6 protein-coding genes are annotated in these 15,742 nt (G+C 70.8%); all 6 read left to right on the top strand.

Annotation, left to right across the window (positions count from 1 at the left end):
* Nucleotides 1–55 precede the first annotated feature (55 nt).
* Nucleotides 56–322: a hypothetical protein gene (locus tag ACY0I8_RS11095; RefSeq protein WP_461394794.1), complete on the top strand. Its 267-nt coding sequence runs from the start codon at nucleotides 56–58 to the stop codon at nucleotides 320–322.
* Between the two features lie 2 nt (nucleotides 323–324).
* Entirely contained in the window at nucleotides 325–2,079 is a 1,755-nt protein-coding gene (locus ACY0I8_RS11090) for a Na(+)/H(+) antiporter subunit D (protein ID WP_461394793.1), read from the top strand.
* 139 nt (nucleotides 2,080–2,218) lie between these two features.
* Nucleotides 2,219–3,898, top strand: a complete 1,680-nt coding sequence (locus ACY0I8_RS11085) for a complex I subunit 4 family protein (RefSeq protein WP_461394792.1) — start codon at nucleotides 2,219–2,221, stop codon at nucleotides 3,896–3,898.
* Between the two features lie 175 nt (nucleotides 3,899–4,073).
* Entirely contained in the window at nucleotides 4,074–5,492 is a 1,419-nt protein-coding gene (locus tag ACY0I8_RS11080) for an NADH-quinone oxidoreductase subunit N (protein ID WP_461394791.1), read from the top strand.
* A gap of 515 nt (nucleotides 5,493–6,007) precedes the next feature.
* Nucleotides 6,008–7,402 (top strand): hypothetical protein, encoded by a 1,395-nt coding sequence (locus ACY0I8_RS11075; protein WP_461394790.1) that lies wholly within the window; start codon nucleotides 6,008–6,010, stop codon nucleotides 7,400–7,402.
* The coding region (locus ACY0I8_RS11070) for an isopeptide-forming domain-containing fimbrial protein (RefSeq protein ID WP_461394789.1) at nucleotides 7,399–15,742 on the top strand (8,344 nt) is incomplete at its 3' end. The genes ACY0I8_RS11075 and ACY0I8_RS11070, both read left to right, overlap by 4 nt.

Raw genomic sequence — 15,742 nt, 5'->3', positions numbered from 1 at the left:
GCGTGGTGTTCGGCTTCTACCCCGACCTCTTCCTGAAACTCATCGAGGTGGTGCGATGAGCGCTCGGCTGGTGCGCCTGATCGACCGGCTCCGGGAGCGGCCCCACTGGCTCCGGGCCGTTTTCTTCGGGCTCCTGGGCCTGTTCCTCGTTTACGACGTGTTCACGCCGCGCCACGAGGCCCACTTCTGGGGAGACCGGGTCCGGGGGTTCTGGGCGGGATTCGCCCTGGTGGGCGGGCTCGTGATGGCCAAGGGCATGAAGGGCCTGGGGCACCTCTGGCTCATGAAGCCGGTGGACTACTACGACCGGGAGGAGGACTAGCCATGGGCCTTCTGCACCCGGCGCTCTTGTTCGTGATCGGCGCGGCGCTCGCGGCCGTGCTCCGGGGCCGCGCCCGGCAGGTCGCGCTCGTGGCCGTGCCGCTCGTGGCCTTCCTCTCGGTCCACGCCATGGTCCCCGGCACCTACGGCGCCATCGAGTACCTGGGCTTCCGGCTCGTGCCGGCCCACGTGGACAAGCTCGCGATCGTGTTCCTCCACGTGTTCACCCTGATGGCCCTGATCGGGGCGGTGTACGGCCTGCACGTCACGGACACGGGCCAGCACGTGGCGGCGTTCCTCTACGTGGCCGGGTCCCTGGGGGTCACGCTGGCCGGCGACTACCTCACCCTCTTCGTGTGGTGGGAACTCATGGCCTTCGCCTCGGCGTTCCTGGTGTTCCTGCGGCGGCGGCAGGCCTCGGTCAGGGCCGGGTTCCGGTACCTCCTGGTGCACACGGTGGGCGGGCTCGTGCTCATGGCCGGCATCTTCCTGAAATGGATGAAGACCGGCGATCTCACCTTCGGCCCGATCCCCCCCGACGCGGCCGACCTGGCGGCCTACCTGATCCTCGTCGGATTCGCCCTGAACGCCGCGGTGCCCCCGATCCATGCGTGGCTCCCCGACGCCTACCCCGAGGCCACGGTGATGGGCGCCGTGTTCATGTGCGCCTTCACCACCAAGACCGCGGTCTACGTGCTCGCCCGGGCGTTCCCCGGGTACGAGGTGCTCGCCGTGGCCGGGGCGATCATGACGATCTACGGCGTCCTCTACGCCATCATCGAAAACGACGGCCGCCGGATCCTCGCCTACCACATCGTGAGCCAGGTGGGCTACATGGTCTGCGGCATCGGCATCGGCACGGCCATGGCCGTAAACGGCGCCGTGGCCCACGCCTACGCCCACATCCTCTATAAGGGTCTCCTCTTCATGGGGGTGGGCGCGGTGCTCGAGATGGCCGGCACGGCCAAGCTCTCGGAGCTCGGCGGGCTCTACAGGAGGATGCCGCTCGCCATGCTCGGCACCGTGATCGGCGGGATCTCCATCTCGGGGTTCCCGCTCACGAGCGGGTTCGTCTCCAAGTCCATGGTGGTCGCCGGGGCGGGCGAGGCCCACCGGACCATCCTGATGCTCATGCTCCTTCTCGCGTCGGTGGGTACGTTCCTCTCGGTGGGCATCAAGCTCCCCTACTTCATCTGGTTCGGCAAGGACAGCGGGGTGGAGTGCAAGGACCCGCCGAGGAACATGGTGATCGCCATGGGCATCGCCTCGTTCTTCTGCTTCTTCCTGGGGGTGTACCCCGACTACCTCTACCGGATGCTCCCGTTCCCGGCGGAGTACCACCCCTACAGCGCCTACCACCTCTCCGAGACGCTCCAGATCCTCGGGTTCACGGGGCTCGCCTTCTACCTCTTGCGGAAGAAGCTCACGCCCGAGGCGAAGCTCAACCTGGATCTCGACTGGTTCTACCGCCGGGCCACGGCCTGGTTCCTCCGGCTCGACAAGCGGTGGTTCGAGCCCGCCAACGAGTGGGTGGGGGAGATCTACCGCACCGTGGGATACCGGTTCGCCCTGGGCGCCGCGGCCCTGTGGAGCCGGTTCGACGTGAAGGCGATCGACGGGGTGGTGGACGGCACGGCCACCGGGGTGCTGGGCCTCGGCGACCAGCTCCGGCGGATCCAGACCGGCCGGCTCCAGCAGTACATCGCCATGGCCGTGGCGGCCCTGTTCTTCGTGATCGCCGTGGTGATGCATTTGTGATGTCGTGGGTCGTAGGTCGTGGGTCTTAGGTCGGAGAAGTCCAACGACGAACGACCCGCGACCGGCGGCAGTTCAACGATTTACGATTCACGATTTACGATTTACGACTCACGGCCCTTAACACCGTAAGGTTTTGCCCATGACGCCAGCGTTCGCCGTGGAAACCAACGTGGGGTACCCGATCCTGAGCGCCCTCGTGTTCGTGCCGCTCGCGGGGGCCCTGGTGGCCCTGATGCTCAAGGGCGACCGGGCGCTCAAGGCCTGGGCCCTGGCCGTGACCCTGGTCGAGGCCCTCCTCTCGATCCCGCTCTGGACCCGGTTCGACCCCTCGACCCACAAGTTCCAGTTCCTGGAGCTGGCCGACTGGATCCCCACGTTCCACATCCGCTACGCCCTCGGGGTGGACGGGATCAGCCTGCTCCTGGTGCTCCTCACCACCTTCGTCATGCCCCTGTGCGTGGCGTGCTCGTGGCGGTACATCGACCGGCGGGTCAAGGAGTTCGTGGTCAGCCTCCTCGTGATGGAGACCGCGATGATCGGGGTGTTCGCCGCCCTCGACCTCGTGCTCTTCTACGTGTTCTGGGAGGCCATGCTCGTGCCCATGTACCTCCTGATCGCGGTGTGGGGCGGGCCCCGCAAGGTGTACGCCTCGATCAAGTTCTTCCTCTACACCCTGGCCGGGAGCGTCATGCTCCTGGTGGCCGTGATCGCGCTCTACCTCAAGACCGGCACGTTCCTGATTCCCGAGCTCATGGAGCAGGGGTACTCGTTCGCGTTCCAGTTCTGGGTGTTCCTGGCCTTCGCCCTGGCGTTTGCGATCAAGGTGCCCATGTTCCCGTTCCACACCTGGCTTCCGGCGGCCCACGTGGAGGCCCCCACGGCCGGCAGCGTGATCCTGGCGAGCGTGCTCCTCAAGATGGGCACCTACGGGTTCCTGCGGTTCTGCCTGCCCATGACCCCGGCCGCCGTGGCCTACCTGGCCCCGGTGTTCCTGTGGGGGTCGGTGGCCTCCATCCTCTACGGCGGGTTCGTGGCCCTGGGCCAGACCGACATGAAGAAGCTCATCGCCTACTCCTCGGTGGGCCACATGGGGTTCGTGACCCTGGGCATCTTCCTCGCCAACCAGCGGGGGATCGAGGGCGCCATCCTCCAGATGGTGAACCACGGCATCACCACGGGGGCGCTGTTCATCTGCGTGGGCATCCTCTACGAGCGCACCCACAGCCGGCTCATCGCCGACAACTCGGCCGTGGGGGCATTCATGCCGGTGTACGTGGCGTTCCTGGGGCTCTTCAGTCTCTCGTCGCTGGCCTTCCCCGGCACCAACTCGTTCGTGGGGGAACTCCTGGTGCTGGTGGGCGCGTTCCAGGAGAACAAGCTCCTGGCGGCCTTCGTGATCCCCGGGGCCCTCCTGGCGGCCACCTACATGCTCCGGCTCCTCCAGAAGATCATCTGGGACCGGGTGAGCGGCCACCACCACGGCCATGACGAAGGGGAGCACGGCGAGGCCCACGACGCCCACCACCGGCACCTCTTCGACCTGGACCTGCGGGAAGGCGCCATGCTCGCGTTCCTGTCGGTGTTCGTGTTCTGGATCGGCCTAAATCCCAAGCCGTTTCTCCGGGTGATGGACCGGAGCGTCTCCCACGTGGTCGCCCAGGCCCAGGCCGCCGAGGGCCTGCCCGAGGGCGGCATGACCGGGCTCATGAACGCGCTCTTCCCCTCGGCCGGCCACCACGGCGGGGAGCACGGGGCGGAGCACGCCGGGAAACCCGGAGCCGAACACGCCCCCGAGGCCCCCGCGGGCCACGGGGAGTGAGGCGGGGACGCTGGGAAGCTAGGAAGCTAGGAGGCTAGGAGGCTAGGAAGCGAAGGGCCGTTCGTCGTAGGTCGCGGGTCGTGGGTCGTTGCAGTTCAACGACGAACGACGAACGACCTGCGACCGGCGGCAGTTCAACGATTCACGACTCACGTCCAACCACCGGATGCCCATCATGGCTTTTGCGCACGAAACCGTGTTGAGCCTAAGCTGTCTGGCCCTCTTTTTCCTGACCCTGGCCAAGACCCGGCCGGGTACGGCCCGGGCCGCGGCCCTGGGGCTTTCGGCCCTGGCCGTGGTCACGGCCCTGTGGGGCCTGGGGGCCCGGGGGGAACTCTTCGCCGGGGCGTACCGGGTGGACGCCCTGAGCCAGGGGGTGAAGCTCCTGGTGGCCCTGGGGTTCTTCCTGGCCGTGGCCTTCGGCGAGGGGGTCCGGGGGGTTCGGGCCGAGCACGAGCCCGAGTACTTTCTGTTCCTCGGCGTGAGCACCCTGGGGCTCACGTTCCTGGCGAGCGGGTTCGAACTCCTGACGATCTACATCGCCCTGGAGCTCTCGTCCTACGCCCTCTACGTCCTCGTGCCCCTGCGGCGCGACGAGCACCTGCACCACGTGGAGGCCGGCATCAAGTACGTGCTCTTCGGCGCGGCCGCCTCGGGCGTGAGCCTTTTCGGCATGAGCTACGTGTTCGGGCTCGCCCACACCACCCGGGTGGACGAACTCCTCCGGCTCTACCCCGAGATCGCGGCCTCCCCCCTGGGCCTTCTGGGCCTCACGATGATGCTCGGCGGGTTCTTTTACAAGCTGGCCCTCTTCCCGTTCCACTTCTGGACCCCCGACATCTACCAGGGCGCGGCCAACGAGACCTCCGGGGTCATCGCCACCCTGCCCAAGGTGGGCGCCGTGGTCGTGCTGATCCGGCTCACCGGGCTCGGGGGGGGCGACGGCGGGTTCGCCACGGTGCTCACCCTCCTGGCCGTGCTGTCCATGACCTACGGGAACCTGGTGGCCCTGGTGCAGGAGGATCTCAAGCGGCTCCTGGCCTACTCGTCCATCTCCCACGCCGGGTTCATGATCGCCGGCATCCTGGCCGGCACGGCCCGGGGGTACGCCGGGGCCCTCTACTACGTGGCCGGCTATCTCCTCATGAACCTCGCCCTGTTCCACGTGATCTACGCCCTCGCGCCCAAGGGCGAGAACGTGACCCTGGCCCACCTGCGGGGGCTCTACCGCCGGTCGCCCCTGCTCGCGCTCACCCTGGCCGTGGCGGCCTTCGGGCTCGCCGGCATCCCGCCCACGGCCGGGTTCGCCGGCAAGTTCTTCGTGCTCGCCGCGGCCCTGGAGAAGGGGCACCTCGCGCTCGTCATCTTCGGCGCCCTCAACACCGCGATCTCGATCTACTACTACCTGAAGATGGTCAAGGCGGCCTACAGCCCCGAGGAAACCGAGGGAGGGGAGGCGCCGGCCGGCCGGGTGGCGCTCTCGCCCCTGGGCTGGGCCCTGGGCTGCGCCTTCGTGGTGGCGATCCTCGTGGTGGGGTCGCTGCCGGGCCCGGTGCTCGGCTGGTTCCACCGGGCCATCACCTGGGTCGCCTGATCCGGCTCTCGTTCGCTTCGGACCTCGGATGGTCCGCCGGCCGCGCCCCCCTGGGTGCGGCCGCATTGTTTTGGGCGACGGCCTTCAGGCCGCCGCCCAGTCCTTTCCATTCCGCCCCTCCGGTCCACCGCCGGCCCCCGCGGCGTTCTGGACCCCCTTACTAACACCAAGAAAGTATTGTCAGATCCCCGTCGTTGCCACGGAAACCCGCGGGTGGGGGACTGGTGGAGAGCCGGGTGCGGCCCCTTACCTCGGCGCGCCCTCACCACGCCTGGATCGCTTTGGAAGATCCGGAACGTCCGTCACCGCCGCCCCGTCTTGGCGAGCCGACAACGGCATGGAAAGGCGCGGCGAAAAGGGTGCCGCACTCGCGCCCGGCCGGAACCAGTCCCCTACCCGCCGCCGGCAATACTTTTGAAGGTAGCAGTATTTTTAAGATTCTTGCCCCGTCGGCCGATCCGTACCCGGGGCGGGTGGGTTGCGGTGTGCCCCTTTTTCCCTTTCCGGACCCCGGCATGGCCAACCTTCGCCGGCGCGCCGCGGGCGCCCTCGTCGCGATCGTCCTCGCGGCGTGGGGCGGCCCGGCGGCCGCGATCGAGAGTCAAGATTTCCAGGTCGCTCCGCCGGCCCTCGGGTCGTACGAGACCGGTGCGACCGACGACGGCGACGGGGTGCGCGAAGCCGGCGAGGGGGAGTTCGTCTCCTTCACGGCCTTCTACGATTTCGGGAACGAGGCCGGCTCCTGGACCGGCACCACCTACACCGACGACTTCGGCGGGCTGTCGGGCGAGACCCTCGTGCCGGGAACCCTCCGGGTGGTGGTGGACGAGGGCACCCCCCAGGAGGCCTCGTTTTCCGTACCCTCCGGGAGCATCACCCGGAACGCCGGCGGACTCGCGGTGGACTTCGGGTTCCTGGCCGGCGAGTCCTACCTCAACTACACCCCGATCGCGTTTCACACCCTCACCATCACCTACCAGACCACGGTGCCCGACGCCGACCTCGGGGGCGCGATCTCCCGGGACGTGACCCACACCGCAGCACTGGCGATCGGGGGCGGCGCGACGTACTCCCAGACGGCCACGTTCACGGCGGCCCGGGCCGCCGCCTCGTTGGACGTGGACGTTCCCAGCGGGGTCGAGGTCTGCGGAGAGTTCGACGCCACCCTCACGGTGGGGAACGCCACGGCCCACCCGATCTCCAACGTGCTCCTCACCCTCGACACCTCTGGGGACTACGAATACCTCACGCCCCAGACGCCGACCTACGGCGGCGCGTTCCAGGGCTCGGTGGACTACCGGGAAAACGCCGGGGCAGACCCCACGTGGGAACTCCTCCCGGCCGGCTCCGACCTCACGGCCGACGGCACGGTCTTCGTGCGGGTGCGCCGGCGGGCCGGTGCGGGCACGTCCCCCACCCCCCTCGCAGCCCGGGTGGACCACGACGACGAGGAGACCTCGGTGAGCGCCGGGCGCGGGTACACGGCCACCGGGTCGGGGGCGCCGACGGCCGTGCGCTCGGCCGACCTCGCCGTCACGGCGCCGGCATCCGTCACGGTCTCGGCCGACCGGGTCGAGTGGACCGTGACCGTGGACAACACGGGCGACGGCACGGCCTACGGCGCGGCCCTCGCGGTGGACGTGCCCGCCGGCCTCGCCCCGAACCTCGCCGAGACGGACGCCCGGAACCCGGGGCTCCCGGCCGCGCTCGCCGGCCAGACCCTGTCCTGGGACCTGGGGGATCTGGCCTCCGGCGGCTCCGCGTCGGTCACCGTGGTGGCCGACGTGGCCGGAACGGCCTGCTCCGTGGGGAGCGCCACGGCCACGGCCACCTGGGGCTGCGGCGGCGAGACGGCCCAGACGGCGACCGGGACGACCTCGTTCACGTTTCCGGCCGGCAACTCCAGGTGACCCACGCGGCGTCGAGCGAGGCCCGGCTCTGCGACCTCGGCACGGTGGAACTCGTGGTCACGAACCCGGGTGCGGCCACCCTCTACGGGCTCACCGTGACCGAGGATCTGGCCACGGCCACCACCGGGCTCGCCCTCGCGGCCGGCACCGTGAAGTACTCCACCGACGGCGGGTCCACCTGGACCGCGGGCGCCGACCCGTCCGGCTCCGGCGGGAGCCTTACCTGGACCTCGACGGAGATCCCGCCGCTCGCGGACCTCGCGCCCGGCGACACGATCCGGATCCGGTTCGGCGTCACGGCCGGCGAGACCGCAAACGCCGCCTTCGTGAACGTGACGGCCGGCGCCTCGGCCACGCTCGCCTGCGGCGGCGCGGTCGCGGCCGTCGGAGAGACTTACGCCCTGCCGGTGCGCCGGCCGGACCTCACGGTGAGCGTCACGGGCAAAAACGTGACCGCCGGCGACGCCGGGTACGCCGAAACCGTGTACGGCGGGAGCGGCGACACGGTGGAGTGGCGGATCGAAATCCAAAACAGCGGCGACTTCGAGGCCCGGAACCTGGAACTCACCGACCTCCTCCCCGCCACGGGCACGACCACCGGAACCCTCGTGGGCCCAGGGCACGAAACGGGAACGGCCGTCACGGACGGAACGCCGGTGGGGCTACCCGTTCTGGCGGCCGGGGGTACCGCGGTCTACACCCTCACCCAGACCCTCGGCGGCACCTGCGCCGGCGGCGCCAACACCGCGTCGGTCACCTGGGGCTGCGGGGCGGTGGATCTCTCCGCGCCCACGGACAACGCCGACGACGCGGCGCTCGTCATGCTCCCGGACTATTCGGGCGGCATCGCCCAGGCGTTCACGCCCCTCCCCGACGGCCGCACCGAGGTGCGGATCACCCTCACGAACGCGGGGGGCACGGCGACCCAGCTCCAGATCACCGACACGCTTCCGGCGGGGCAGGAGATCGATCCCTCGTTCCCCCCCGCGCTGGCCGGGGGAGGATCGCTCTCGGTCAATGCCACCGACCCCGCGAAACCCGTCTTCACCCTGACCGGCCCCTACCGAAACGGCGACACGGTCGCCGTCACGTTCCGCACCCTGCCCACGGCGGGCTTCGACACCGACCCCGACGCGGACCCCTCCCCGCCCGCCGCCGGCACGAACGCGGTGGACCTGGTGGCCACCTCGTCCTGCGGCGGCACGGGCCCGTTCCCCCACTCGGCCACCCTGGATCCGGCCACCCCCGACGTGGACGTCACCGTGAGCCCGGACGCCTCGGCCGTTACCGACGGGGAGTCCGTCACGTTCACCTTCACCCTCACGAACAACGGCGACCCCGGCTCGGTGGCCGACCACCTCTCGTTCACCCCGAACTTCGGGGCCGGGTGGACGGCCGTGTCGGTCGAGGTCACATCCCCCGGCACGGGCGGCGCCGTCGGCGCCTGCACGGGCACCTGCACCTCGGCCCAACTGGGAACCCTGGCAAAGGGCCAGAGCGCCGTGGTCACGGTCACGGCCACCGCCAACGACAACGGGGGACTCCTCACCGTGGAGGGGACGGTGGAGGGGTGGGTGCACGACGACGCCGGCACCTCCACCGGGAACCGCCACTCCTACGACCGGGCCGTCGCGGCGGTAACGGGGTTTGCGGCCTCCCTCACCCTTGAGGCTACCGACCAGGCGTTCACCTCCGGCACCGACGTCGCCGTGGGCGAGGAGGTCACCTTCCGGCTCCGGGGGCGCTGGTTCGGCTCGGCCAGCGTGACCGGGATCCAGGTGAAAAACACCCTGCCCACGGGGCTCGGGTACGTGTCGTACCAGACCGCCGGCGGCACCACGGTCGCCGTCAGCTCCGTCACGGCGCCCACGCCGGTCGCGTCGGGCTTCGTGACGTTCGGGGTGAACGACCTCTCCGCCGCCGGCACCTTCGAGGTGGACCTGACGGCCCGGGTCCTGAACGCGGCGGGAAACATTGACGGCCACACCCTCACGAACCTCCTGGACTTCACGTTCCAGGCCGGCGGCCGCACCTTCGCCTCGGCCGGGTTCGGGGGCTCCGACCCGGACCTCCGGAAGAGCCTCGCCCTCACCGTGCGCCGGCCGTCCGTGAGCGTGACCAAGGAGGTCCGGAACGTGACCACGTCCGGCGCCTTCGCCGCCTCCGCCCAGGGGGACGGCGGGGACGTGTTCGAGTTCCGGGTCACCGTGACCAACGACGGGTTCGCCCCGGCCTTCGACCTCGCGGTGGCCGACACCCTCCCCGCCAAGCTCGTCCTCGTGGACGGGGCGGGCGACGGCGTGGACAACGACGGCGACGGCTCCACGGACGGATCCGATACCGACAACGAAGGCGGCTACACCGCCGGGGCCGGCGGCACGGTCACCTTCACCGCCGCGAACACCGGCCTCACGGCCCTCGGCCAACTCGATCCCGGGGGAAGCGTGACCCTCCTCTACCGGGCCACCCTGGGCGGTTCGGTGGTGCCGAGCGAAACCCTGACGAGCGCCGCCGCGGCCACCTCCTCGACCCTTCCGGGCGCCGTGGGAAGCCAGACCCCGCCGGGCGACGCGGACGGGGAGGCCGTGGCCACGGCGAGCGACACGGCGGACGTCACGGCCACGCCGGTCACCCTTGCCCTCGCCGTCGCCAACACCTCGGTGGGGAACGACGCGGTGAGCGCGGTGGTGGTGGGCGAGCAGGTCCGTTTCGAGATCGCGGTCGAGTTCCCCGCGGCCACGGTGGAGGCGTTCCAGGTGACCGCCCAACTCCCCGAGGGGCTCCTCCTCGTGGCCACCCCGGCCGCGACCCTAGGCACGGCGGTGGACGGCGGACAGCCCACCGTGAGTCCGTCTGTACCTGCCACCGGGAACCCCCTCACGGTCACCTGGGACTTCGGGAAGCGGACCGTCTTGGCCGGCACGAGCGCCGAGCGCACGGTCACGATCCCCTTCGTGGCCCAGGTGCGAAACGTGACCGGAAACCAGACCGGCACCTCCCTCGGGGTCACGGCCGCCTATGCCTACACCGGATCGCCGGCGAACTCGGCCTCCGCCACCCTGACCGTGGCCGAACCCGCGGTGAGCGCGTCGGTGCTGGCCAAGAACGTGGCCCGGGGCGACACGGTCTACTCCGCCTCGCCCACCCCCCCGGACGCGGGCGACGTGATCGAGTACCAGGTGACGCTGCAGGCCGGAACCGGACCGGACGCCCACGACCTGAACGTACAGGTGGCGCTCCCGGAAGGGCTTTCGTACGAAGCCGCTTCGGTCTCGGGGGGCATCACCGCGGCCCCCGACACCGCGGGCGACGGATCGGCCGGCAACCCCGAGACGCTCACCTGGGGCCGCACCCAGACCACCCCCCTCGACGTCGACATCCCCGCGGGTTCCAGCCTCACGTTCACGTTCCGGGCCACCGTGCTGGGCGCGGTGGAACCCGACCAGGACCTCACCGCCACCGTCACGGCCGACTGGACGAGCCTCGACGGCGACCCCGGGCCCGACCTGGGCTCGGCCGTGGGCACGTCCGGCGGGGGCGACGGCGAGCGCACCGGGCAGGACGGGGCGGGCGGCCTGAACGACTACCGCACGTCGGCATCGTTCGCCCTGCGGTCGAGGGACTCCGTAGACGTTTCGATCGCGGCGGATCCGGGCTTTTCCGGCGGGGCCGAGTACCGGCCCGGCGACGTGGTGCGGTTCACCCTGACCGTGAACGACCTGCCCGAGGGCACCACGGACAACCTCCGGGTCGAGGCCGAGCTGCCCGCAGACATGGCGTTCGTCGGCACCGTATCGGTCCACGGGGACGCCGACGGGTCGCCGTACCAGGCGGCGGCCCCGTTCGGGTACACGGCCCTCGCCGACGGCACCACGGCCCCCTCGGCCGGCGCCACCGGCACGGTGACCTGGGACTTCGGGAAGATCACAAACGCTTCCGACAACGACACGTCCAACGACGACCTGGCCATCGTGTTCGAGGCCCGGGTGCTCAACACCATCGCCCAGGCGGCCAGCACCCCTCGCTCGTGCACCGGCCGGGTCCTGTACCACACGGCGGGGGGGTCGGAGACCTCGAGGACATCGTCCACCTCGTTCGACGTGGTTCAACCGGTGCTCAGCGTCACCCACGAGACCGTGGACTTGACCGGAACGGTGGGCGGCGGGGACACCGTCCGGTACAGGGTCACGGTGACCAACGACGGAGACGCACCGGCGTACAACGTCCAGGTCTCCGCCACCCTGCCGCCCGAACTCCGGGGCACGCCCCTGGCGAATCTCGCCTACACCCTCGGCGGGTCGGCCCCCGCCACCGATCCCGCGTACGACGGCTCGAACCTCTCCTCCACCGGCGTGGTCACCTGGACGTGGCCCGACGCGGAACCTCTGCCGGCGGGTCAGTCGCTGACCATCCAGTACGACGCCACGGTGGGCGCCGGCGTGGGCCCGGGGGTCACCCTCACGAGTTTGGCGCAGGTGGAGGAGTACTTCTCCCTCGCCTCGGCGGACTCCGAGGCCGCTTACCGGAAGGACTACGGTCCCACCTTGGCCTCCGACGCGACAATCACCACCGACCCGGTGCTGGACGCCGGCGTGACGGCCGACCGGGACTCGGCCCCGGTGGGCCAGGTGGTCACCTACACGCTGACCTTCCCCAAGACCCCGGTGGGGACCACGGTGTACGAGCCGACGATCTCGGCGGACCTGCCGGCCGGGCTGGCGCTCCTGAGCGTGGCGGAAGCGTCCGGAAGCGGGGCGCTGGGATACGACGCCTCAGCCACGGACCTCGGCGCCAATCATGTGGAGGCGTCGTTCACAAGAATCGACCCGAACCAGCAGGCGGTGGTGGAGGTCCGGGCCCGGGTGGCGAACGTCTCGAGCAACCAGGCCGGGGCCACGATCTCCCCGACCTTCTCCTTCGGATACAAGGACGCGGCCGGCGGCACGCCGCAGACGCCGCTGACGGCCGGCCACACCCTCACGGCCACCGAACCGGACGTGAGCGTGACCCTGGAGGTCCGGAACGACTCCCGGGGCGACGCCTTCGGCGGCGCCGTGACGCCGCCCGACGCCGGCGACGTGCTGGAGTACCGGGTCACCGTGGAAAACGCCGCGGGCGCCAACGTCTCCGACGCCTTCGATCTCGCCCTTTCCCTGGATCTCCCAGAGGGCATCCGGTTCAACGGCACGGTGGCCGGGGATGTCACAAGCTCCCCCGACACCGCGGGCGACGGCACGGCCGGCAACCAGCAGACCCTCACTTGGGGCCGCACCCAGGCAAGCCCCCTGGATCTCGACCTCGCCCCGGGAGGGACGCTCACCTTCACGTTCCAGGCGGTGGTCCTCGACGCGGTCGAGCCGGCCCAGACCCTGACCGACGCCCTCTCCCTCGACTGGACGAGCCTCGACGGGCCGGACGCCAACGAGCGGGACGGCTCCGGCGGGGTGAACGACTACGCAGCGTCCGCCTCGGCCTCGGTTACCGCGGCGGACGCGACCGCCGTCGCGGTGACGCGGGTGACCGACACCTACGGTCCAACCGACGAGGACGTGCGGATCGGGGACGTGATCACCTACCGGATCGACGTGACCCTCCAGGAGGGCACCACCCGGGGGGTCACGGTCACCGACGACCTGCCGGCCGGCCTGGCCCTGGTCCGCACCGTGTCCGTCGGTGGCGACACCGCGGCCCCCTACTCCACGGCGTCCCCGCTCTCGTACACGGACATTCCGGCCTCCGCCACCCCCGACGGCGCCGGCTTGATCGGGGTCTCCGGCGCCACCCTCACCTGGACCCTGGGCGACATCACGAACACCGACACCGATAACGCCTCGCCCGAGACGCTCTCCATCGTGTACGAGGTGCGGGTGGTAAAGGACGATCCGGCCCTGGTGAAGGCGGGCCCGGAACCCAGGGCGAACACCACCCGCCTCGAGCGCGGCGTGAGCGTGTCGTACAAACGGGCCGACGGCTCGGACGCCACCGCCGCCACCACCCCAACCGGCGTGAACGTGCTCCAGCCCCAACTCACCATCGTGAAAGCGGTGATCCGAACGGACTCGCCGCTCCAGGCCGGCGCCACCGTGGACTACCGCCTCGCCGTTACCAACAACGGCCCCGCCCCGGCCTACAACGTCCAGATCACCGACATCATGGCCGCAGGGGCGAGCGATGCGAGCCCCAGCGGGGTCCGCCACGCCATAGGGGCCGGCACGCCGACGGTCACCCAGAGCGAAACCGTGGACGGGGACGGCCGGCGAAACGTGACCTGGACGCTGGACGACGCGTCCCCCCTCGGACCGGGCGAGACCTGGACCGTGGACTACACGGCCACGGTGAACGCGAGCGTCGGGGCCGGGGTCACCCTCTCCAACCAGGCCAAGGTGGACGAGTTCCACTCGCTTCCGGCAAGCGACCCCAACGGAGCCCAGCGCCAGCGCTGGGTGGGCGGCAGCGTATCGAACGTGTCCACCACCACCTTCGACCCGCCCCGTGACATGGCCCTCGCGGGCCCCGCCACGGCCAAGATCGGCGAAACGGTCACCTTCACGATCACTTTCCCCCAGACGCCGGTGAAGACCGATCTCTACGACGTGAAGGTGACCCTTGCGCCCCAGGGAACCCCGGTGTCGAGCACGGGCATCGACGACGCCGTGCCCGCGCTGCCGCCGAACCTGGCCCTTGTCTCGGTGACCGCCGACGCCGCCTGCGACACCTTCACCAACAGGAGCGACACCGCTGCCGGCACGGTGGACGTTCGGTGCGGGAGGATCCCGGCCAACCAGAGCGCCGTCATCACCGTGACCGCCCGGGTCAAAGCCGACCACGCCGGCAACCAGGCCGGCACCGCGGTTTCCCTCACCGCCCACGCCCCCTGGTACTCGGACCAGACCGGCGGCAACAACCAGGGGCCTATGGCGAGCCCGGATCACACGCTCACCCTCACCGAACCGGCCGTGACCGCGGCGCTCGCCGCCCGCAACGTGACCCGGGGCGACCCGGCCGACTTCTCCGCCCTCACCGCCCCCGATGCGGGCGACGTGCTGGAGTATCGGGTCACCGTGTCGAACGCCTCGGACGCCAACGTCTCCGACGCCTTTGACTTCGCCCTGGTCGAGCAACTCCCCGCGGGCCTCGCCTACGTCGCCGGATCCGCCCAACAGGACGGCTCCGCCCTGGAACCCGCGGTCGCCGGCGACCCCCAGGCCCTCATCTGGGGCCGCGACGCGGGCCAGGACCTCGACCTCGCCCCCGGCGCCTCCTTCGTCCTCACCTACCGGGTCACGGTCCTCGACGCGGTCGAGCCGGCCCAGACCCTGACCGACGCCCTCTCCCTCGACTGGACGAGCCTCGACGGCGCCGACCCCAACGAGCGGGACGGCGACGGCGGCACCGGAGGCCTCGACGACTACACGACCGGGCCCCTGTCGGTCTCCATCACCACCCCCGACCCGGCCGGACTCTCCGCCGCGGTCGCCTCCGGGACCCTTGCCGGCGGGGCGTACCGGGTGGGCGACCTTGTCACCGTGACCCTCACCGTGACCGGTCTGCCCGAGGGCACCACGAAGGGCCTCACCCTCACCGACACCCTGCCCGACCACCTCGCCTACGTGGACACGGTGAGCGTGGGCGGCGACACCGACGGCACCTGGGACGGCGCGGGGCCCTTCACCTTGACCGGGGTCGCCACCCCCGCCCCCGGCGCCACCGGCACACTCACCTGGTCCTTCGGGAGCATCACCAACACCGGCGACAACGACGCCGGAAACGACGCCTTCACCCTGACCTACCGGGCCCGGGTCCTGCGCACCCTGCCCCAGGCCGACTCGACGACGTTCGACCTCGCCTCCACCCTGGACTACACCCTGGCCGGCGGGGCGGCCGCGGCCCAAAAGACCGCCTCGGCCTCCTTCCCCGTGCTCCAGCCGGCCCTCGAGGTGGCCCTCGCCGCCACGAGCGTGCCCTCGCCGGTGGAGGCCGGGGCCCGGGTGGGCTACCGGATCACCGTCACCAACACCGGCACGGGCCCGGCTTACAACCTCGTCGTGACCGACGTCCTGCCGCCGGAGCTTCGCGACACGGCCCTCACGGACCTCGCCTACGCCATCGGCGGCACGGCTCTCCCCGCGGCCCAGGAGCCCACCCTCGACGAGACGAACCGGACGAGCTCCGGTGAGGTCATCTGGCGGTTCCCCGACGCGGCCGTGCTCGGCCCCGGGGAGGTCCTCACCGTCGCGTTCTCGGCCACGGTGGACGCCGACGTCGGCCCCGACGTCTCCTTCACCAACGCCGCCCGGGTGGACCACTTCTACTCCCTCCCCTCGGCCGACGACCCCACCG

It is taken from the genome of Deferrisoma sp. (genome assembly GCF_054681715.1).
This window is presented reverse-complemented; position numbering and strand designations above follow the sequence as displayed.